Raw genomic sequence first — 20,913 nt, forward strand, 5'->3', positions numbered from 1 at the left:
CACTCGACCTTAAGCTTCTGGTTTAAGCACGGCGTAGCGTCAATACCGTCACCTCCGGCAAAATACCTACGCGCCCCGGATACCCCAAAAAACCGAGCCCCCGATTCACGTACAGGAACTGCCGACCCTGCCGGTACAGCCCCGCCCACTGCTCGTACACATACTGGGAGGGCGACCATTTGAAGCCGGGAATCTCGATGCCGAACTGGAAACCGTGGGTGTGGCCACTGAGGGTGAGGTCGATATCGGCGTACTCGGGCCGTACCAGGGCATCCCAGCTGGTGGGGTCGTGGCTGAGGAGCACCTTGCAATCACAGTCCTCGGTGCCGGCGGCGGCCACGTCCAGGTGCCCGTACTTCGGGAAGCGCAGGATGGCCGACCAGTTTTCGATGCCGATGAGGGCCAGGCGGTGGCCGTTGATGTCGAGCTTGCGGTGCTCGTCGCGTAGGAGATCCCAGCCCAGGCGGGCGTGGATGTCGTAGAGCTGCTGCATATTGGCGGCCTTAGCCGCGTCGGTACCCCAGTCGACGTAGTCGCCGTAGTCGTGGTTGCCCAGGATGCTGTACACGCCATGCTTGCCGCGCACCTTCTTGAAAACATCGATGTAGGGCAGCATCTCCTCCGAGCGGTTATTGACCAGGTCGCCGGTGAAGACCACAATATCTCCATGTTCGCGGTTGATCATATCGACGGCATCGTGCAGGGGGGTGGAGCGGGTCCAGCTACCGGAGTGGATGTCGCTGATCTGCACAATTTTGAGGCCTTCGAGTCCGGCGGGTAGGTCCTGAATGGGTACGTCGACGGCGAAGCGGCGGTAGCGGTAGGCGTTGCGGACCATGCCATAGGTGAGCGTAACGAGGGGTACACCGCCGGCTACCAGGGCGGCTTTGCTGAGGAAGCGGGAGCGGCTGGTGTCGCGCGCGGTGACCGGACTGACTTTGTTGATTATCCAGGTGACGGTCCGGCGCAGATCGTCGCCCAGCAGGAACAACACGACCGGCACCTTACTGAGGTAGAGGATAAAGATACCGGCGTTGGTGTAGGTGCGTAGGCCCCGTGGCCAGCCGGCGTTAAGCTCGGAGACATTCAGTAAAATGAGCCCGAAGGCGAGCAGGCTGAGGCCCCAATACAGGACATAGCCGGTCTTACGTGCCGTGGGTCGGTAGGGGGAGAGCCAGGACCGGACGGCGGCAAAAGCGTACACGTCGAGCACGATCATCATCGCCAGCAGGTAGAACAGTCTTGACATAGTGCCATAACTACCCCAGTCCGGAAAAAGATGTTTCGGGGATGCAACCCGCCCGACGGCCGCTCGTCCTTATCTTAGAACCAACACCATTACACTACCATGAAGAGTCTACTCACCGCTTGTTTCCTTATTCTGTTCGCCAGCCTCACCGCCCAGGTAGAAGTCAATAACGGCTGGCGCGGTCGCAACGGAGAGCGCGTACGCGGCAATGGCGACGTTACCACCCAGCTACGCAACATCAATGGCTTCACCGGCGTAAGCGCCTGCTGCTCCATGAACGTGGAGCTAGCTGAGGGGGACTTCTCCATCCGCATTGAGGCGGAGAGCAACCTGCAGGAGTTCGTCAAGACCGAGGTGAAGGGCGACCGCCTGGAGGTAGGCTACGTCTCGGGGGCGAACTTTAAGTCGACCAAGCCCATCAACGTCTACATTACCCTGCCCCGCCTGGAGTACCTCAAGGCCTCCAGTAGCTCGACGGTCAAGGGCACCAACACCTTTCACGGCGACGACCTGGAGGTAGACGTAAGCAGCTCAGCTACGGCAAGCCTTGCCTTCGAGGGCAGGTCGGTATCCACCGATGCCAGCTCCTCGGCTACCCTGATCATCGAGGGGGCGGCCGATGAGTTCGCGGGCGACGCCAGTAGCTCCAGCCGCATCGACGCCGGTAAGCTGACCGCCAAGCACGGGAAAGCCGACGTGAGTAGCAGCGCAGATATCACGCTGAACGTGGCCGAATCCCTACGCGCCAAGGCCAGTTCCAGCGGGTCGGTGAGCTACTACGGCCGGCCCACCGACGTCAACTCCGATACGAATAGCAGCGGCAGCGTGCGGAGTAAGAACTAGTAGGGGTCCACATCGACCACGACCCGTACGCCGGACAGTCCCTTAGTCTGCGCGAGTTTATCGCTGGCGCGCTGGATGATGTCCTTGATCCGTTTCATCCGGGCCGGCACCGGAGCGCAGCGAATCACCATATCCTGTAGGTAGTAGGTGCGCAGGCGTGCAACGCTGGGCTCGAAGGGACCTTCCAGTTGATCGCCGAGGGCGTGCGCTAACCACTTGCCGAGCAGCTTGGCCCCCTCCTCCACGGTCGCCCGACGGGTGTGCCGTAGCTGTAACCGGATCATCTTGCGGTAGGGCGGAAAGCCGTGCTGCTGCCGGTTGCCCGCCTCGCGCTGAATGAAGTTCGCGTAGTCGCCCGTAATTACATCGGTGATTACTGGGTGACTGCCCTCGTGGGCCTGAATAATGACCTGCCCCCGGCGGGCCCGGCGGCCGGCCCGACCGGCTACCTGGGTCATGAGCTGGAAGGCCCGCTCGTCGGCCCGAAAGTCCGGAAAACGGAGCAGTTGATCGGCGCTGATGACGCCCACGAGTCCCACGCGGTCGAAGTCCAGCCCCTTAGTGACCATCTGCGTACCGACCAAAATGTCGAGCTCACCCACTTCGAACTGGTCGAGGAGTTTGCCCAGGGCGTTCTTGCCGCGGGTGGTATCGAGGTCCATGCGCGCGATGCGTGCCTCGGGGAGGAATATCTTGAGTTCGTCCTCGATCTTCTCGGTGCCGGTACCGCTCAGTTTAAGTTGTAGCTCTCCACAGGCCGGGCACTGCTCCGGAGGAGCGGTGACGTAGCCGCAACAGTGGCAGCGCAGCCGGTGCTGGTACTTATGGTAGGTGAGGCTGACGTCGCAATTGACGCACGCCGCGGTGTACTCACAGGTGGGGCAAAAGTAGACCGGTGCGAAGCCCCGGCGATTCTGAAACAGAATGGCCTGTTCGCCACGCTCCAGCGTCTTGCGCAGGGCATCCAGGAGGGTAGGGGTGAAAAAGGGATGATGGGCGCCCTTGTCATTGGTTTCGCGGGCGTTGGCGATCACGATCTCGGGCAGGGCCGTGCCGCCGAATCGATCCGGCATGGTAACCAAACCGTACTTGCCGGACCGGGCATTCTCCCAGCTCTCGAGGCTGGGGGTGGCGCTGCCCAGGATGGCCTTTGCACCGTGCTGCTGGGCCAGGTACATCGCCACGTCGCGCCCATTGTAGCGGGGGTTGGGATCGTGCTGCTTGTAGGAGGAGTCATGCTCCTCGTCGACCACCACCAAGTCGAGGGCGGTGAAGGGCAGGAAGAGCGCTGAGCGAGGCCCGACTACGGAGGTCGTGCCGGTCAGGACGGCCTTCCAGATCTCTACCCGTTCCATATTGTTGAGCCGGCTGTGGTAGACCATGATCTGATCGCCGAGCACCTGCTGGAGGCGCTTGATGATCTGGCCGGTCAGGGCGATCTCGGGCAGGAGGTAGAGGACCTGCTTACCGGCGGCGATGGCTTGCTGCATGAGCTCGATGTACACGCGGGTCTTGCCACTACTGGTCACCCCGTGCAGCAGTGCCGGCCGGCCGGCTGCGTGGTGGGCCCTAATTTCGGTGAGGGCGTTCGCTTGCTGTGGGCTGAGCTCCCGGGCCTCATCGGGTGCTTCGCCATCGGTACTTATTCTACTGACCTCGCGGTCGTAGAATGCGAAGATGCCCTTTTTGACCATGGCGCGGATCACGCCATCCGAAGCTCCCGTGCGCTTGCTCAGATCGCTACGGCGTACGTAGGGCTGGGTGCGGCTGTACTGGATATACTCCAGTAGTACGGCGGTTTGCTTCTCGGAGCGACTCACTAGGTCGAAAGCAGCGGCTTGTTGGGCTTCGGTCCGGAAGTCCGGTCCGAAGCGGACGCACTGTACCTCCAGGGCCTTGTAGCGATCGGTAAGTTCCTCCTTCGGAAAAATGACGTGGCGGTCGAGCAGGCTACGGATGACGGGGTAGACCGTCTTGCGCTGTAGGATGTCGCGGATGTCCTTTAGGGTAAGCTCGGCCTGTAGGGTAAGGGCCTCTACCACCAGGTACTCATCTTCCGATAGCTCCGTGACGTCGTCACTGAACATGGGGCCAAGGGTGATAATGGTCTCGCTGGCCATCTTGAGGTGGCTCGGCAGCCCGGCGGTCATTACCTCGCCCAGGGCGCAGCAGTAGTAGTCGGCAATCCAGTCCCAGAGGCGAAGCTGACGCGGGGTGAGCAACGGTTCTACGTCGATCACGCTGATGAGGGGCTTGGTCTTAAAGCTCGGCATCTCACCGTGCAGCCGACGGAGGATACCGGCGTAGTGCTTGTTTTTACTGAACTGCACCTCTACGCGCTGCCCTTCCCGCAGTTGTCCGACGAACTCCTCCGGCACCCGGTAGGTGTAGGTCTGTGCCAGGGCCAGCGGCAGGATCACGTCGGCGTAGACGGTACCGCGGGCGGTCAGGGGCTGTTCGGTAGATTGCAGGGTCACGGAAGAAGTTAAAATAAATTGTTGCAAATATAGTACAATGCTGCCTCCCCCGATAGCTATCGGGGCGCCAGCAAAATGCAGCCTCTGGCTGCGCTATTCACGACCTACCTTGCGGCCATGAAGCTCTCCGCCATCGTAGCCACCGACCGCCGGCGCACCATCGGCAAAGACGGCCAGATTCCCTGGTACCTCCCGGCTGACCTACAGTACTTCAAGCGCACCACCCTGGGCCACCCCGTCATCATGGGGCGCAAGACCTTCCGCAGCATCGGCCGGCCCCTGCCCAAACGTACGAACATTGTGCTGACGCGCGATCCCTTCTTCACCGCCACCGGCGTAGTCGTAGCCCATAGCCTGCGCGAGGCCCTGGGGCACCCGGCCGTGACGGAGGCCACAGAATCCTTCATCGTAGGCGGGGGTGATATCTACCGGACGGCACTGCCCCTGACCACGACCATCTACCGGACCATCGTCGCGGTAGACATCCCGGACGGAGACGCCTTCTTTCCGGAGCTACCCCCCGAGGAGTGGCGCGAGGTGTGGAGCGAGGCTCACCGGCCGAACGCAAAAAACGAGCTGGCGTACCGCTTCTCCCGCCTGGAACGACAACAAATATAAACAAAAGATTGTGTATTTGGTCAAAAAGTAGTTAATTGCGAACGATTTGTTTGATTAACCACTTCGAGAACACACACCATGCGCGAAGATTTCCTCCACTATCTGTGGCGGCTGGCCCGTTTCGATCTGCGGCAGCTGCGCACCACTGAGGGCGAGGCCCTCACCATCCAACAATTCGGTACCCACAATACAAATGCCGGGCCTGACTTCGACGATGCGCGCCTACGCATCGGGGGCCTACAGTGGGCCGGTAAGGTCGAGATCCACGTCACTAGCAGCGAGTGGCACGCCCACGGCCACGGTGATGATCCAACTTACGATGGGGTTATTCTCCACGTTGTACTGGAGGAGGACCAGATCATCTACCGCCGCGATGGCAGCCGCATCCCCTGCCTGGAACTGCTGCACCGTATCCCCCCCGGGGTGCAGGCCACGTACTGGCGGTTGATGCACCAGGCCGACTGGGTACCCTGTCAGCCGCAATTGCCTAGTGTGACCGGACCGGTGCGCGCCATCTGGCTACAGCGTATCCTAGCTGAACGCCTGGCCCGCAAGGCGGCGGAATTCACCGAACGCCTCGAAGCGGCCCAGCGCGACTGGGAGGAAGCATTCTACCACTGCATCGCCCGCGCCATGGGGGGCAAGGTGAATGCTGAAGCTATGGAAATGCTAGCCCGCTCGGTGCCCCTCCGGGTGCTGCTGCGGCATAAGCACAGTTTGCTGCAACTGGAAGCCTTACTCTTCGGGCAGTCCGGCCTGCTACCCGAGCAGGTGGCGGGGGAGGATAGCTACCTCACGCGATTACGGCAGGAGTACGAGCTACTACGGGTCAAGCACGACCTACGCTCCCTACCGGTCACCGCCTGGCGCTTCCTGCGGATGCGGCCCAACAATTTCCCTACCGTGCGCATCGCCCAACTGGCCTGTCTCTATTACCGTAGCGGACAGTTGTTTGGTAAGGCGCTCGCCGCGGCTAATACTAAGGAATTAGAAGCGATGTTTGTGGTCAGTCTGAGCAACTACTGGCGCACCCACTATCGCTTCGGTCCGGCCGTAGCCCCGAGCGACCGAAAACTAGGAAAGGCGACCGTGCAGAATATACTGATCAACGCCGTGGCCCCGGCCTACTTCGCCTACGGGCAGCTCCGGGAAGACGAGCGCTACCGGGAGCACGCCATGACCCTCCTGGATACCCTGCCCCCGGAATCAAACACCGTGGTCGCCAAGTGGCGCAAACTCGGCTGGTCGGCGACCTCGGCGGGGGAGAGTCAGGCCTTGCTAGAACTCAAACGACAGTACTGCGACCCCCGCCGCTGCACCAGTTGCGCGGTTGGCTGTGCGATCCTCAACCGGCCGGAACTGGGGGATGCCCCGCCGCTGATCGTCCGCGAGCCCGTGCGTATCTACCGGGCGGTCGGCTAGGCATACCCCACCGCTTGCCTACCTTCGTCCTTCCGTAATCTCCTCCCAAGTCCCGTGGCAAACAGCAAGTCCAAGAAAGTGACGCCCCTAATGGCGCAGTACAACAAGGTTAAGGCCAAATACCCCGAGGCCCTGCTACTGTACCGCGTGGGAGACTTTTACGAGACCTTCGGCGACGACGCGGTAAAGACCGCCCAGGTACTCGGTATCACCCTCACCAGCCGCAACAACGGCGGCAGCGACACGGAGCTGGCGGGCTTTCCCTACCACAGTGTGGATACCTACCTACCACGTCTGGTACGGGCCGGCTACCGGGTGGCCATCTGCGAGCAGCTCGAGAAGCCCTCGAAGGAAAAGAAGATCGTCAAGCGGGGGGTGACTGAGATCGTCACGCCGGGACTGGCGGTCGATGACCAGCTACTGGAGCACAAGACCAACAACTTCCTGGCCTGCGTGGTCTTCGGCCGCGGTAAGAAGGACTCCTGCGGACTTAGCCTCCTCGACCTGAGTACCGGGGAATTTCTGGTGGCGGAGGGGGCTACGGACTACATTGACAAGCTGCTGCAGAGTTTTCAGCCCAAGGAGGTGCTGCTGGGTAAGGACCGGCGGCAGGACTTCGAGCGGACGTTCGGTGACCGCTTCTACCTCTCGCCCCTGGATGAGTGGGTGTTTACTACGGACTACACCGACGAGAAGCTGCTGAAGCAGTTCAAAGCGGCAAGTTTGAAGGGATTCGGGGTAGAAGACCTACGGGTAGCCCGTGTTGCCGCCGGTGCCGCTCTACACTACCTGGAAACCACCGAGAACCGTAACCTGAAGCACATCACTCGCATCAACCGCCTGGCCAACGACCGCTACGTCTGGCTGGACCGCTTCACGATTCGGAACCTAGAATTGCTCTATAGTCCCCACGATCACGGAGTATCGCTGGTCGACATTTTGGATAAAACCGTTACTCCGATGGGCGGTAGGCTACTGCGTAAGTGGGTTGTCTTGCCACTAAAGGATAAGACGCAGATCGAATCCCGCCACGATGCAGTGCGCACCTTCGTACAATCCGCCCCCCTGCTACAGGACCTTCACGCCTCCCTACAGCAGATCGGCGATGTGGAGCGGCTCATCTCCAAGGTGCCCCTAGGTAAGGTAAACCCCCGCGAGATCCGCGCCCTGAGCGATGCCCTTTGTGCCATGGGCCCGATCCGCGCGCGGCTACTAGACACTAATAGCGGTACATTAAAGCAACTCGGCGAACAGCTCGATCCCCTCCCCAAAGTCTGCACCGTGGTCGAGCGGCGCATCCGCCCCGAACCGGCCGTCAACCTTTCCAAGGGGGGCGTAATTGCCGACGGCTTCGATCAGGAGCTTGACGAGCTACGCGACGTGACTAAAAATAGCAAGAACCGTTTGGCTGCTGTTCAACAACGGGAGGTGGAGCGCACCGGCATCAGTAGTTTAAAGATTGGCTTTAATAACGTCTTCGGTTACTACCTGGAGGTCACCAATAAATACAAAAAGCAGGTGCCTCCGGAATGGACGCGCAAACAGACACTGACCAGTGCCGAGCGCTACATCACCGAGGAGCTCAAGCTGCTGGAGGATAAGATCCTAAATGCCGAGGACAAAATCCTTCAGCGCGAAGAGCAGTTGTACGAGGAACTCGTCATCTGGTTACAGGATTACATCGCTCCAGTCCAGCGCAACGCCGCGCTGCTGGCCCAGGTGGACTGTCTACTAAGTTTTGCCAAGGTCGCTAATCGACAACGCTACACGGAGCCTACGATGGACGAGTCGCAGGATATCGACATCGTGCAGGGCCGTCACCCGGTCATCGAGCAGCAGCTGGCGGTCGGCGAGCAGTACGTACCCAACGACGTACAGCTCGATCCGGACGGGCAGCAGATCATCATGATCACCGGCCCAAATATGTCCGGCAAGTCGGCACTGCTCCGGCAGACGGCCCTCATCTGCCTACTCGCCCAGATGGGCAGTTTCGTACCGGCCGAGCGGGCGCGTATCGGTATGGTCGACCGGGTATTTACCCGGGTGGGAGCCAGCGATAACATCAGCAGCGGGGAGTCGACCTTCATGGTGGAGATGAACGAGACGGCCTCGATCATGAACAACATCACCGACCGCAGCCTCATCCTGCTCGACGAGATCGGGCGGGGCACGAGTACCTTCGACGGGATCTCCATCGCCTGGGCCATCGCCGAGTACCTACACAACAACGGGCGGGCCCGGCCGAAAACACTCTTTGCCACGCACTACCACGAGCTCAATGAGCTGGCCGAAAGCTTGCCGCGGATCCACAATTATTCCGTGGCGATAAAGGAGCATAAGAATCGCATCATCTTTCTGCGCAAATTGGTGCCGGGGGGAAGCCAGCATAGCTTCGGTATCCACGTGGCGCGCATGGCGGGGATGCCGGCGGCCATCGTAGCGCGGGCCAGTGATATTCTCGTACAACTGGAGGCCCAGCACATTACCGAGGCGGGAGAATTGGTGGAGGCCGACTATGACCTAGCTGAAGCCGATGGGAATGGTGCACCAGCTACGGCACTACCCAGCGCCCGCGCCGTAGCTACGGGTACGGTTTCTGCCGAGACACTACAGTTGAGCATCTTTGAGACGGTCGATCCCACCGCCGGCCGGCTGCGCGAACTCCTGGAGGCGGTCAACATCAACTCGATGACGCCGATCGAGTGTATGATGAAGTTGCAGGAGTTGAAGCTGGTGATGGAGACTACTCCCTGACGGTCGCCTCGTAGAGCGCCAGGTATTCCGCATTATCTACCGCTTCCCGTAGGGCGCTGTAACATTCATCAGCTAGCTCGGGGCGGTTGGTATGGTGGTAGGCTAGTCCGCGGATGTAGCAGGCCAAGGCTTCGTTCTTTGCGTCCAGCTCCGCATCTAGGAAAGCGAGTTCCTTGAGCACCTTTTTACTGCGGCCCCGTAGGAGCAGATTTTCGATCACCATCAGGTCAATGCGCTCCTGTAGGGAGATTGGAATGTCACTTTTCTCACTCAATATGGCACTAGCTTCTTCGAGTGCGTCAGTACTTGTGGTGGCTAGTTTGCCCCGTACGCTCCCGGAAGCAGCGCGGGCGGCCTGCTGGCAGTGCCGGCCCCGCAGGAAGTGACTGTTAAATGCAGCGGGCTGGTCCCGCGCTACGTAATCCGCCGCGTAGGGTCCCCGCATGTCGGTCGGGAAGTCGGCAAGGACGGATAGGACTTCCTGGGTGGTCATTAGGCCCATGCGGCGGAAGTACTCCTTGCCGTCGGCGTCCTGGATGATGAGGGCGGGAATGCCCTTAAGATTATACTGCTGTAGTATCGCGGCGGTATTAGTAGTCGCGTCTACTCGTACGTTGACGAAGGACTGCTGGGCGGCTTGCACCTCGGGCTGGCTCCAGGTATCCATATCCATTCTTGTACACGGACCGCACCAGGTGGCGTAGAAATCCAGGACGATGAACGACCCCTGTGCAGTAGCCAGCTCCCGGGCCTGGGCTACACTGATGGGCATAAACTGGGTCTGGGCACTTAGCTGGATGGAGCTAATCAGACAGACAACTGCGAGGATATGGCGCATGGGGCGGGGCGTTGGTGGGTTAAGCTCAATATATGGTCGGGAGTCCGAAAATGTCAAGGGTAGGTACGTACCAAACAAATCCCGCCCCCGCCCACTTGGAACAAACATGCCCAGCTACACCCATGACCTCATCGTGATCGGCGCCGGCTCCGGTGGACTCGGGGCGGCCGGCTTCGGCGGTACCCTGGGACTTAACGTGGCCCTGATTGACAAATCGGTCCACCTCTACGGGGGCGACTGCCTCAACTTCGGCTGCGTACCCTCTAAGGCACTCCTCCACGTTGCCGCTCAGTTTGCCGGGGCCCGCCAGGCTACTGCCTTTGGACTACAGGCGAAGGGCAAGGCCGACTTCAGCAAGGTCATGGACTACGTACACCGGCAGCAGGACATCATCCGCGAGCACGAAACGCCCACCTACCTGGAGCAGGAGTACGGACTGGACTGCCGGGTGGGGGAGGCGATGCTCACCGGCCGGCGCGAGGTCACCGTGAACGGACAAAAACTTACCGCCCCCCGCATCGTGCTGGCCACCGGCTCCAAGCCCCGCCACCTCAAAACGCCCGGCGCGGAGCTGGTCAAGCAGTACGATAATGAGTCGGTCTTTAGCGAGCTGAATGAGTTGCCGGAGGAACTACTCATCGTTGGAGGCGGACCCAATTCTTGTGAGATGGCTCAGGCTTTTTGCCGGTTAGGTAGCCGCGTAACGCTGCTAAATCGCGGCGAGCGCCTGCTGAGCCAGGACCCGGCCGAGGCCGCTCACGTATTGGAGCAGAAACTAACCCGGGAGGGGGTGACCATTCGCCACCAAACCGAGATCAACAAGTTTAAGGACGCCCGTACCGCCATGCTCACGAGCGACGGCGTACCGAACGGCAAGCTCACCTTCACCCACCTCATCGTAGCCATCGGTCGGGAAGTACGCACCACGGGTTTGGGTCTGGAACTGGCCGGCGTACACACCAAAGACGGAAAGATCGTAGTAGACGACTATTACCGCACCACCAATTCGGCCATCTACACCGTAGGCGATGCTTACGGCCACGAGATGTTCAGCCACGGGGCGGAAAAGCACAATACCGACCTGTGGACCAACCTCCTCAGCCCCGTAGACCGCAAGCATTCACTCAAACACTTCAGCTGGGTGACCTTTACCGATCCTGAGGTTGCCACCTTTGGCTACACCGAACGGCAGTTGCAGGAGCGGGGGATCGACTACGAGACGGTGCATCAGTCCTTCGATCATGACGACCGGGCGGTGGCGGCAGATTACCGGGACTCGATACTTGTGTTATATCTCTCTAAAGCTAAATTTGGGAGTGCAAAACTGCTCGGAGGCTGCATGGCCGCGCCCGGAGCGGGGGAGATGATTCAGGAGCTTCTGCTACTTAATATGCTAGACGCCGACTACGGCAAGCTCACCAATAAGATCTACGCCTACCCCGTAGGCAGCCGCATCAACCAGCAACCGGCCCGTGACCGGGCGCAACGACGCCTGCTTTCCCCGCTGACCAAACGCCTACTACGGGCCGCTTACCGGCTACAAAATCGCTAAGCCCCCCTCATGAAAACCTTCCCCTACCTCCCCCTTGGGCCGCTGCCCCCGGATGCCGAAGGCCTACGGCGGTTCCGCATCTGGGCGCCCGTGCCGGAAGAGATCGAACTAGCCGTTGCTTTTGATGGCAGCGCTGTACCCTACCCCCTGGAGAACGAGGGGAACGGTTACTTCATTTCGGAACCCATCGAGGTAGCCGCGGGTACTCACTACGGCTACTACCTCGATAGCGACTACAGTACCGTTTATCCCGATCCCGTAAGCCGCTACCAACCCCAGGGAGTACACGGGCACAGTGAGGTGCTCGACCCGACCCCCGCCGCAGCAGTCATCAACTGGAAGGGGAGAAGCCTGGAAGGTGCAGTGCTGTATGAGTTGCACCTCGGCACCTTCACCCCGGAGGGTACCCTGGCCGCCGCGGAGGAAAAACTAGACTACCTGCTCGATCTCGGCATCAATACTATTGAGCTGATGCCGCTCAACCAAACCCCGGGGGAGCGCAACTGGGGCTACGACGGAGTATTTCCCTTTGCCCTTCAGCGCGCCTACGGCCGCCCGGAAGACCTACGCAGCTTCATTGACGCGGCCCACCGCAGGAGTATTGCCGTGCTCGTAGACGTAATTTATAACCACCTCGGACCGGAGGGAAATTACCTACCGAAGTTCTTTCCCATATTCACCGAAAACCACCACACCCCCTGGGGAGCGGCCATTAACTTCGATGACCGGCAGGCCGATGGGGTGAGAAATTACTGGTTGCAGAACGTCAGGATGTGGCTGGAGGATTACGGTGCCGATGGACTACGCCTCGATGCGGTGCACGCCATCAAGGATTACTCCGCCGAGCACTTCTTGGAGTCGGTAAGTAAGGTGGCGGAGGAGATCGGCGAGCGGGAGGGCCGGCAGATCATCCTTCTAGCCGAGGTCGATTTGAACGCTCCCCGTTACATCCGGCCACGCGCCCAGGGCGGCTACGGGATGAGCGGACAGTGGGTCGATGAGTTCCACCACGCTCTCCACGCCCTACTGACCGGCGAGCAGCTGGGCTACTACGAGGACTTCGGTAGCCTGGAGCAACTCGCCAAGGCACTGAAGGATGGCTACGTCTACACCGGACAGTACTCCCCCCACCGGCAGCGCAACTTCGGAGTGCCCCCACCGGCCGGTGTGACCCCCTCCCAGTTTGTTGTTTTCCTACAAAACCACGACCAGGTCGGTAACCGCATGGTCGGCGACCGACTTCTGGAAACTACTGGGGTAGACAAGTACCTGCTCGCGGCCGGTACCTACCTGCTCTCGCCCTTCACCCCCCTGATCTTCATGGGCGAGGAGTACGGCGAGCGGGGTCCCTTTCCCTACTTCGTACACCACGGCGATGAGTCGCTGATCAAAGCCGTGCGGAAGGGGCGGGCGGCGGAGTTCGCGGCCTTTCAGTCTCCCGGCCATACCGTACCGGACCCACAAGCGGAGGCAACCTTCAATTCGGCTAAACTGAGCTGGCGGGAGGACGAGCGCATCGCCCGGTTTTATCGGGAGGCGTTGCACCTGCGCGCCGCCGCCCCCCGGAGCTACACCTTTGCCGACATCAGCGTGGACCGGCGGGGAAGCCTGATCACCTGGGCGGTGGCCGGAAGTCCCTATACGGCCTGCGCGAATTATGGAGCTAAGGAATTAAAGATTGAAGTGAACGGGCGGCTGCTACTGGAGTCTAACGGTGCCTGCCTCGACGATACCCTGCTCCGGCTACCCGCCTGGGGCTTTGCCCTTACGAGCCTATGAACACCTACCGCATTCAATTTCACGCCGGCTTCACGGTACGCCAACTGATCGATACGCTCGATTACCTGGAGGAGCTGGGCATCGATACCGTATACGGCAGTCCCATTCTGGCGGCCTCACCGGGCAGTACCCACGGCTACGACGTGATCGACCCCACCATCCTTAACCCCGAGGTAACTACGGAGGAAGACTGGGGCCGACTGCACGAGGAGCTCCACCGCCGCGGCATGCGCTATATGCAGGACATCGTACCGAATCACACGGCCCTGCACCCCGCAAACGCCTGGTTCAAAACGGTGGTGCAGGACGGGCCGGAGGGGACCTATGCCGGGCACTTCGACATCGACTGGGCCCACCCGCGGCTGTCCGGACGTATGCTACTGCCGGTGCTGGGCGATACCCCGGAACGGGTACGCGAGCAGGGGCAGCTACGTGAGTACAAACACGGCGTACAGGTGTACGACAACTACTGGGAGGGGCCGGATGCCGACCGTGATGCTGCACCCGAAAGAGAGCTACCCATAAAGCCCGTGCACTGGCAGGCGGTGACCGACATCAACTACAGGCGCTTCTTTACGGTCAACGAACTGATCGGTATGCGCACCGAGGAGCGGCGGGTGTATGAGGATATGCACGAGCGGACCTTTGCCGACGTGGAGATGGGGCGCATCCACTACCTGCGGGTCGATCACGTGGATGGGCTACTCGACCCCACGACCTACCTACGGCGACTGCGGGAGTCGGTAGGCCCACAGGTGGGCGTGTACATCGAAAAGATTCTCGAGCCGGGCGAGCAACTGCCCGCCGACTGGCCCGTAGATGGCACCACCGGCTACGACTTCCTGGCCGCGGTAAACCGCCTGCTGACCAACGAAGATAGTAGCAGCGCCTTCAGTGATCTGTACGAGGAGCTTACGCACGAGCCCCTGGCGGACTATCCCGCCCTGGTGTTCCGCAACAAACTCATGCTGGTGCGCGAGCACTTCAGCGGCGAGCTGGATAACCTGGTGAGGCGCTGGGAGCCGCTGGTGCCCGAGGAGCTGCGACAGGACCTGCGTGAAACCCTGGCCCACTGGCTGGCCGCCTTTCCGGTGTACCGTATTTATCCCTCCGGCGGCCCACTGACCGACCACGAACTGGCCGTGTGCATGGAGGCGGCCACGGCCGTCACGGAGTATTCCCCGGAGCAGGGCCGTCACGTGCTGGCCTGGGTGAACTGGCTAGCCCACCAGGAGTTCGCGGGGGAAAGTCTGGAATACCTACAGCGCAGTCAGCAACTGAGTGGCCCCCTCATGGCCAAGGGGGTGGAGGACACTACGTTTTATCAGTTCTGGCGGGAAGCTCACCTGAACGAGGTAGGTAGCTCGGCCGACCCCCGGGACCGGCTGCTGGTGCGCGACTTTCACCACTTCATCGCCGAGCGGCCCGCCAGCAGCATGAATGCCACGGCCACCCACGATACGAAGCGGGGGGAGGACGGGCGGGCCTTTCTGCAGGCGCTCACGTTTTACCCCACAGAGTGGCGAGCCTTTGTGGAGCAGGTCATGAACACCCTGGATACCTCCGCCGTCCGGCCCCGGGGAGTGTACCTGGTGCTGCAAAGCCTAGTGGCCGGCTTCCCGCTACACAAATCCGTGGAGGAGGCCAATTTGCACGAACGCTTGCACGCCTACCTGGAAAAGGCCCTGCGCGAGGGCAAGGAGATGAGCGACTGGGCCGACCCGAATGTAGACTACGAACGTAGCCTGAACCGCATCGCCGATCAGGTGCTCGATCATACGGGACTGCGTACCTCGCTACAGCACCTGCTGCGGGAAATCTGGCCGCAGACCCGGCACAACAGCTTTGCCCAGGTGGTGCTCAAGTGTTTGTGCCCGGGCAATCCCGACGTCTACCAGGGCACCGAGAGCTGGGACCTGAGCTTCGTGGACCCCGACAACCGCCGTCCGGTCGACTACGCCAAGCGCCGCCGCTGGCTGGAGGAGGGCCCGGAAGATACCTACGATCCGGCACGCAAGGCCCGCTTGCTGCAACTCTTGCTACAACTGCGTCGTCGTTATCCCGACTTCTTCGCCCGGGCTGATTACGAGCCCCTGAGCGAGGGCGATGAGGTACTGGCATTCCGGCGCAGCTTCGGCGGTCAGCAGCTCGTGGTCAAGCTAGCCAAGCGGGCGGGGACGCGGGTGCAACGCCCGGGGGAGGAGGGCTTTCACCGCATCGTGACGGATGCCTACGGGGCCGGACTCGGCGTCTGGTTCCGGAAGTAACGTTTTGGTCTTGGGGGGTATAGATTACGTAAGTCTTAACACAACCGCCACACTCTGCCCCCTTGTTTAGACGCTATACCGCTAACCAACCCTATTCAACACATGAACCACAAACTCATTTTTCTACTGCCCTTCCTACTGCTCAGTCTGACCGGCTTTGCCCAGGTAGAATTCGGCCTCAAGGCGGGCCTGGCCACTAGATCCCTAGAGGGAGAGTCCTTTAGCTTCAGCCGCGCGGGGCGGCAGGACCTCCGTTTCGCCCTGGAGGATGCCGACTATGGCTTCCAATTCGGTGCCCTGCTGCGGATCCCACTGACCGGCAGCTGGACGCTGCAGCCCGAGGTGACGCTCAACAGCGCCAAGACCACCTTCCGACTTGACGATCCCGATCAGCAGACCTCGGAGGTCTTCGATGAGCGCTACAACGACGTGAACGTGCCGGTGCTACTGAGCTATCAGCTGGCATTTCTGCGGCTGCAGGCTGGTCCGGTCGGTCACTTCTTCGTCTCTAGCACGAGCGACCTCGAAGACCAGGATAGCATCGACCGCACCTTCGATACCTTTAACCTGGGCTACGCGCTGGGGGGGGCCATCGATATTGGTCCGCTGACCTTCGACGTACGCTACGACGGCAACTTTGCCAAGTACGGGGAGACCTTTACGATCCGCGGCGAGGAGGTGGATATCGACCAGGCGCCTCAGCGGTGGATTGGCTCGGTGGCTTACCGCTTCTAGACTACTGCGTTTGGATAACGACCACAGAGGACACAGAGAGACGCAGAGGTGTTGCTGAAGACGTCTCTGTGTATCTCTGCGCTCTCTGCGGTTTAACCCCCAGCAGCGGAGCTGCCCTGTGACGACAACACAAAATATCAGTAGTAACCAACCCCCCAGTGGTGAGTCCACTCTCTACCCTAGAGCGCCATACTACATGATACGCAAGCTAGCCGCCCCACAGCCTACACCCACCCCCCCCGCGCGGATGACGGAAGCCGAACTCCTCGAAGCCTGCCGCCGGCACGACCGCCGCGCCCAGAAAGAACTCTACGACCGCTACAACCGGGCCATGTACACGGCCTGCTACCGCATCTGTGGAGATTTCGACCTGGCCAACGACGCGCTGCAGGAGGGCTTTCTGAAGGTGTTTCAAAAGCTGCACACCTTTCGGGGGGAGAGTACGGTGGGGGCCTGGATCAAGGTAGTGATCGTGCGTACGGCCCTGAATAGACTACGCCGCCAGCCGAAGTACGAGGAGCTACCCCTGCACCACGCCGACGAGCAGGTGGACTGGGGCACTACGGCGCTGGACGTCGAGTACCTCGAGCGAGCCATTCACCAATTGCCAGACGGCTACCGGGCCGTGTTCGTGCTGGTGGAGGTAGAAGGCTATAAGCATAAGGAGGTGGCCGAAATGCTCGGCATCACCGTAGGAACTAGTAAAAGTCAGCTTTTTTACGCCAAGAAGAAACTCCGTGACTATCTAAAGGCCTACGTATGAAAGAGCGCAACTACGAGCGGCTGCGGGAAGCACTCGACCGCCTGCCTACCTACAACAGTCCGACGGACAACTGGGCCGAGATCGCCCAGCAACTTACACCGCCACTCAGTGAACGGTTACCGAGCTACGCTCCGCCGCCCGCGGTATGGAATGCGGTGAGTCAGGAGCTGGACGCGGCCCCGCGGGGTAGGATGCGTAGCCTGCCCTTCTCCCGTATCCTAGCCATCGCCGCTACGGTGCTGCTCTTGCTTACCACCGGGGTGTTTCTGGTGAATCGTGAGCAGGGACCTACGGTGAGCTATACCTACAGTCAAGAAGCCCAGCCCACTGCGGTCGCTGCCGACTGGGACGATGACGAGGCCAGCTTCGACCGCGCCCGCCGCGAAGTACTGGCGCGCAATGAGCCCCAGCTCAATAACCTGGGCCACGAGCTCGATGAATTGACCAGCGCCCGCGAAGAAGTCAAATCGATGCTCACCGCCTACGGCGACGACCCCAGCGTAGTGCAGCAACTGGCCGAGATCGAGCGGGAGCGGGCCGATGTGTACCGCCGTATTATCGTGGAGCTTTAATCTCATCGACGATCTTGTCCAAAGCCACCTATATCCTCTTTCTTTGCCTCGGGCTTTGCACCTGCGTCCCCGCCCAGACCCCCGACCTGCGGGAGGTAGTGACTAAGACCATTGCCGATACCTACGCCTACTCCGCCGGTAGCGAACTGGCCGTGGAGGGAGAGAAGGCCGAAATATTTGTCGAAACCTGGACCAAGCAGGAAATTAGCGTGAAGGTGGTCATGACCGCCCGCCACCCCCGCCTGGAACAAGCTAAAGCGGAGCTAGAAAACCTGGAGTTTCTCACCGAGGTGGCCGGCAAAAAGATCTTCCTGCGCAACCGGCGCAAGGACGGCAGGCTCCAGCCCGAAAGCGAGCTCTCCGTCGAATACTACATCACCCTACCCGAGGAGTGCCCGGTGTACCTGAAGAGCCACTTCGGTGGGGCCACCATCTCCAACCTGCGCAACCGGCTGCGGATCAACGGAGAGTTTTCGGCCATCAACATCGACAACGTGCAGGGGCTGCTAGACATCCGCACCCGCTTCGGCGACATCACCGGGGAGAAGATCGACGGAAATGTGGTCATCAACGCCCGCCGCTCTGACATTAACCTGCTCGACGTAGGCGGCACCTTCACCATCAACGCCCAGTACGGCGAGCTGCGCCTAAGCCCCAACCTGAATATGCGTGACCTGCGCGTGAACGCCGATAAGAGTAACGTGTATATCTACGAGCCCATCGGCGGCGAGGGGCTGGCCTACGAGCTAGCGAGCAACAACGGCGAGATGAGCCTGCCGGATAACCGCGCCCTGGTGGAGCTGGAGCGTACGAGCGAGTGGCGCCGCATCCAGATCGGGCCGAACACGGAGCGGAGTGGCACGGTGACGGCTAGCGTGACCTTCGGGAATTTGTATTTGGCGAAGCAGCAGCGGGTGCTGGAGGCTCGGCCTACGCGCTTTTAACCACCGAGTGCCTAGCGGCACTATATTAACTACCACAGAGGGCGCAGAGATACACAGAGGCAGACGTGCAGTATGTAGACCCCTCTGTGGCCCTCTGCGTCCTCTGTGGTCGATTCTACCCAATGATGCGCTTCTTCATCGCCTCAAACTCCTCCTCCGTGATGATATTCTGCGCCTTCATTTCGGCCAGCTCGCGGATTTTGCGGATGTTATCCTCTGCCTCGCGCACCACGTCCGGGGTGGGGGTGATCTTGGGCGTTGCCGGTGCCGTATAGCTAGCCGGTGGGGGCGGCGGCGGTACCACATCTTCTGCCGCCTCCTGCTTCCACTGCTTGGCGATGTCCTTACCCTTCTCGAACTTCTCGTTGTAGACCTTCTTGAGGCGGGCCACGTCGAAGTCGAGGAAGGTGCCGCCGCTACTAAAATGCTTCTTGAAGACCTCGCCCATGGCGTAGGTGCTGGCCCCGTTGAGGACTGCGGTGGCAACGCCGCCTACGATGGTGCCGATGCCGGGGACGAGCTTGATGAGGCTACGGGCACCGGCCTTGGTCATGGCGCTGGTGGTCAGGGAGGTGACGATGGTCTTACCCTGGGTCTCGGCGAAGTCGACGCCGTAGACGCGGCAGAGTTGGCGGGTCATGTCGACCTGGAGGGCGCTGACGGCCAGGATGTCGGCCACGGGCAGGGGGACCAGGTAGCTGGCTCCCATACTCCACACGACGTGGTTGCGGATGATGGTACTGGCGTGGGCGTCCTTATCGGTGGTGTCGTCGGGCATGATGGTATTTTTGAGCTGCTGCTTGGCGTAGTCGGTGATCTTCTTGCGCATGGTGGGGTAACACGGAGTGGGGAGCCTAAGTTAAGTCCGCCCCCGCCATTCTCGACGGGAGGCCGGGCTCGGGCGATGAACGCTGCCCCCGACTCGGTCGTTGTAGTGGGCAAAGCTTCCCGCCCATGATCCCCCGCAACGACCACCTCTGGATCGGCCTGGCCGTATCCGTCTTCGTGACCGCCGTGGCCTACTTCCTGTTTTTGCAGCTGGGGGACTGGTTTAGCGTCTCGGCTGGTCGCAGCGTAGTGTTCAAGCCACGTACCCTGGCCCTGCTGGCGATCTGCGTGAACGTGCTACCGATGAACGTCTTTCGCCGCACCTACCGCACCCGCGCCATGAAGGGACTGATGATCGGGGTGATGGTACTCGCCGCGGTCTGGTTCTGGGTGTATGGCCGCGAGCTACTCAACGGCTAGAACTGCTCGAGCTGCTGCTTTTTGCTCGGCGCGCTGGTGGTGGCCGGGGTGCCCTGCGGTTGCAGACTCGCCTCGATAGCTTGTAGGTTGTCGAGGGCTCGCAGGTTGGTCAGGTCGTGCAGGCTCGGTACCAAGGACACGTAACCGTTTTCCAGGGCGTAGGCATCAGTGTCGGTGCGGGTATCCTCGTTGACGAAGCGGCCGGTGAGCCAGTAGTAGGGGCGGCCACGGGGGTCTTCGGCGCGGGTGTATTCCTCGACCCAGCGGGCCTCGGCTTGGCGGCAGACGCGTAGGCCCTTGATCTGCTCGGCGGGGAGGTCCGGGATGTTGACGTTGAAGAGGCTGCCCTCGGTCATGCCGTTGGTAAGCACAAAGTCGACCAGCCGGCGCACGTAGGGCAGGCAGACGCTGAAATCCGCATCGGCTCGGTAGTTCAGGAAGCTGAAGCCGATGCTGGGGATGCCCTCCAGACTTGCTTCCATGGCCGCGGAGAGGGTGCCGGAATACAGGATGTTGATGGCCGCGTTGCTCCCGTGGTTGATGCCGGAAAGACAGAGATCGGGGGTACGGCCGTTGAGCAGTACGCTCTTGGCTAGTTTTACGCAGTCGACCGGGGTGCCGCTGCATTCGTAGGCCTCGATGTTATCGCCCAGCGCCTCGGACTCGCGCACAAAGACCGGTATGCTGATCGTGATGGCATGTCCCTGGGCCGACTGCGGGCTATCGGGGGCCACCACCAGTACGTCGCCGAACTCGCGGGCTACCTCCACCAGGGCGGCGATGCCACCGGCGGTGATACCATCATCATTCGTAACCAGGATCAGGGGGCGGCGCTCGCTCATAGGTACTAGG

General features: G+C 61.0%; 17 protein-coding genes. 12 read left to right on the forward strand and 5 right to left on the reverse strand.

The genetic code is table 11. The features are described from left to right. Positions 1-22: 22 nt before the first annotated feature. Positions 23-1,249: a metallophosphoesterase gene (locus tag ACOOHD_RS00920; protein WP_420459690.1), complete on the reverse strand. Its 1,227-nt coding sequence runs from the start codon at positions 1,247-1,249 to the stop codon at positions 23-25. Between the two features lie 99 nt (positions 1,250-1,348). Between ACOOHD_RS00920 and ACOOHD_RS00925 the strand changes: the two genes are divergently transcribed. Next, the gene (locus tag ACOOHD_RS00925) at positions 1,349-2,092 is read left to right on the forward strand and encodes a head GIN domain-containing protein (protein ID WP_420459691.1); all 744 of its coding nucleotides are present in this window, start codon (positions 1,349-1,351) and stop codon (positions 2,090-2,092) included. Here the strand turns inward: ACOOHD_RS00925 and priA are convergent. Further along, complete coding sequence (gene priA / locus ACOOHD_RS00930; protein WP_420459692.1) at positions 2,089-4,569, reverse strand: replication restart helicase PriA; 2,481 nt, start codon at positions 4,567-4,569, stop codon at positions 2,089-2,091. The genes ACOOHD_RS00925 and priA overlap by 4 nt on opposite strands. Before the next feature lie 117 nt (positions 4,570-4,686). Between priA and ACOOHD_RS00935 the strand changes: the two genes are divergently transcribed. From ACOOHD_RS00935 to mutS, 3 genes are all read left to right on the forward strand, one after another. Next, a complete protein-coding gene (locus ACOOHD_RS00935; protein ID WP_420459693.1) occupies positions 4,687-5,187 on the forward strand; it encodes a dihydrofolate reductase in 501 nt (166 codons plus the stop codon). Positions 5,188-5,265: 78 nt separating this feature from the next. Next, complete coding sequence (locus ACOOHD_RS00940; protein WP_420459694.1) at positions 5,266-6,609, forward strand: DUF2851 family protein; 1,344 nt, start codon at positions 5,266-5,268, stop codon at positions 6,607-6,609. 90 nt (positions 6,610-6,699) lie between these two features. Next, entirely contained in the window at positions 6,700-9,363 is a 2,664-nt protein-coding gene (gene mutS, locus ACOOHD_RS00945; RefSeq protein ID WP_420461454.1) for a DNA mismatch repair protein MutS, read from the forward strand. On the opposite strand, the gene ACOOHD_RS00950 is transcribed toward mutS, so the two are convergent. After that, entirely contained in the window at positions 9,353-10,201 is an 849-nt protein-coding gene (locus ACOOHD_RS00950) for a thioredoxin family protein (protein ID WP_420459695.1), read from the reverse strand. The genes mutS and ACOOHD_RS00950 overlap by 11 nt on opposite strands. 106 nt (positions 10,202-10,307) lie before the next feature. Here ACOOHD_RS00950 and ACOOHD_RS00955 point away from each other — a divergent pair, with 106 nt between their 5' ends. The 7 genes from ACOOHD_RS00955 to ACOOHD_RS00985 all read left to right on the forward strand — a co-directional run bounded on the left by ACOOHD_RS00955 (position 10,308) and on the right by ACOOHD_RS00985 (position 18,813). Continuing rightward, a complete protein-coding gene (locus ACOOHD_RS00955) occupies positions 10,308-11,753 on the forward strand; it encodes a dihydrolipoyl dehydrogenase family protein (protein ID WP_420459696.1) in 1,446 nt (481 codons plus the stop codon). Between the two features lie 9 nt (positions 11,754-11,762). Continuing rightward, positions 11,763-13,532, forward strand: a complete 1,770-nt coding sequence (gene treZ, locus ACOOHD_RS00960) for a malto-oligosyltrehalose trehalohydrolase (RefSeq protein WP_420459697.1) — start codon at positions 11,763-11,765, stop codon at positions 13,530-13,532. Beyond that, entirely contained in the window at positions 13,529-15,799 is a 2,271-nt protein-coding gene (gene treY, locus ACOOHD_RS00965; RefSeq protein ID WP_420459698.1) for a malto-oligosyltrehalose synthase, read from the forward strand. The genes treZ and treY overlap by 4 nt, the downstream gene beginning before the upstream one ends. A 102-nt stretch (positions 15,800-15,901) precedes the next feature. Continuing rightward, on the forward strand, positions 15,902-16,534 hold the full coding sequence (locus ACOOHD_RS00970) for an outer membrane beta-barrel protein (RefSeq protein WP_420459699.1): 633 nt from the start codon (positions 15,902-15,904) through the stop codon (positions 16,532-16,534). Between the two features lie 247 nt (positions 16,535-16,781). After that, on the forward strand, positions 16,782-17,297 hold the full coding sequence (locus tag ACOOHD_RS00975) for an RNA polymerase sigma factor (protein ID WP_420459700.1): 516 nt from the start codon (positions 16,782-16,784) through the stop codon (positions 17,295-17,297). After that, the gene (locus tag ACOOHD_RS00980; RefSeq protein WP_420459701.1) at positions 17,294-17,869 is read left to right on the forward strand and encodes a hypothetical protein; all 576 of its coding nucleotides are present in this window, start codon (positions 17,294-17,296) and stop codon (positions 17,867-17,869) included. The genes ACOOHD_RS00975 and ACOOHD_RS00980 overlap by 4 nt, the downstream gene beginning before the upstream one ends. 14 nt (positions 17,870-17,883) lie before the next feature. Continuing rightward, complete coding sequence (locus ACOOHD_RS00985) at positions 17,884-18,813, forward strand: hypothetical protein (RefSeq protein WP_420459702.1); 930 nt, start codon at positions 17,884-17,886, stop codon at positions 18,811-18,813. A gap of 115 nt (positions 18,814-18,928) precedes the next feature. Here the strand turns inward: ACOOHD_RS00985 and ACOOHD_RS00990 are convergent, their stop codons facing one another. Then, a complete protein-coding gene (locus tag ACOOHD_RS00990; protein WP_420459703.1) occupies positions 18,929-19,642 on the reverse strand; it encodes a DUF697 domain-containing protein in 714 nt (237 codons plus the stop codon). A gap of 125 nt (positions 19,643-19,767) precedes the next feature. On the opposite strand from ACOOHD_RS00990, the gene ACOOHD_RS00995 reads away from it, so the two are divergent. Further along, positions 19,768-20,061, forward strand: a complete 294-nt coding sequence (locus ACOOHD_RS00995) for a hypothetical protein (protein WP_420459704.1) — start codon at positions 19,768-19,770, stop codon at positions 20,059-20,061. Here ACOOHD_RS00995 and surE read toward each other — a convergent pair. Beyond that, a complete protein-coding gene (gene surE, locus ACOOHD_RS01000) occupies positions 20,058-20,903 on the reverse strand; it encodes a 5'/3'-nucleotidase SurE (protein WP_420459705.1) in 846 nt (281 codons plus the stop codon). The genes ACOOHD_RS00995 and surE overlap by 4 nt on opposite strands. Positions 20,904-20,913 lie beyond the last annotated feature (10 nt).

It is taken from the genome of Neolewinella sp., assembly GCF_965214665.1.
Classification (GTDB): Bacteria; Bacteroidota; Bacteroidia; order Chitinophagales; family Saprospiraceae; genus Neolewinella.

What these genes read in the sequence shown, in the direction of transcription:
- ACOOHD_RS00935 (WP_420459693.1), top strand. Translation starts at nt 4,687, where the DNA reads ATGAAGCTCTCCGCCATCGTAGCCACCGACCGCCGGCGCACCATCGGC.
- ACOOHD_RS00950 (WP_420459695.1), bottom strand. Translation starts at nt 10,201, where the DNA reads ATGCGCCATATCCTCGCAGTTGTCTGTCTGATTAGCTCCATCCAGCTA.
- ACOOHD_RS00975 (WP_420459700.1), top strand. Translation starts at nt 16,782, where the DNA reads ATGACGGAAGCCGAACTCCTCGAAGCCTGCCGCCGGCACGACCGCCGC.
- ACOOHD_RS00970 (WP_420459699.1), top strand. Translation starts at nt 15,902, where the DNA reads ATGAACCACAAACTCATTTTTCTACTGCCCTTCCTACTGCTCAGTCTG.
- treY (WP_420459698.1), top strand. Translation starts at nt 13,529, where the DNA reads ATGAACACCTACCGCATTCAATTTCACGCCGGCTTCACGGTACGCCAA.
- ACOOHD_RS00920 (WP_420459690.1), bottom strand. Translation starts at nt 1,249, where the DNA reads ATGTCAAGACTGTTCTACCTGCTGGCGATGATGATCGTGCTCGACGTG.
- mutS (WP_420461454.1), top strand. Translation starts at nt 6,700, where the DNA reads ATGGCGCAGTACAACAAGGTTAAGGCCAAATACCCCGAGGCCCTGCTA.
- ACOOHD_RS00940 (WP_420459694.1), top strand. Translation starts at nt 5,266, where the DNA reads ATGCGCGAAGATTTCCTCCACTATCTGTGGCGGCTGGCCCGTTTCGAT.
- ACOOHD_RS00925 (WP_420459691.1), top strand. Translation starts at nt 1,349, where the DNA reads ATGAAGAGTCTACTCACCGCTTGTTTCCTTATTCTGTTCGCCAGCCTC.
- ACOOHD_RS00955 (WP_420459696.1), top strand. Translation starts at nt 10,308, where the DNA reads ATGCCCAGCTACACCCATGACCTCATCGTGATCGGCGCCGGCTCCGGT.
- treZ (WP_420459697.1), top strand. Translation starts at nt 11,763, where the DNA reads ATGAAAACCTTCCCCTACCTCCCCCTTGGGCCGCTGCCCCCGGATGCC.
- ACOOHD_RS00990 (WP_420459703.1), bottom strand. Translation starts at nt 19,642, where the DNA reads ATGCGCAAGAAGATCACCGACTACGCCAAGCAGCAGCTCAAAAATACC.
- ACOOHD_RS00995 (WP_420459704.1), top strand. Translation starts at nt 19,768, where the DNA reads ATGATCCCCCGCAACGACCACCTCTGGATCGGCCTGGCCGTATCCGTC.
- ACOOHD_RS00980 (WP_420459701.1), top strand. Translation starts at nt 17,294, where the DNA reads ATGAAAGAGCGCAACTACGAGCGGCTGCGGGAAGCACTCGACCGCCTG.
- surE (WP_420459705.1), bottom strand. Translation starts at nt 20,903, where the DNA reads ATGAGCGAGCGCCGCCCCCTGATCCTGGTTACGAATGATGATGGTATC.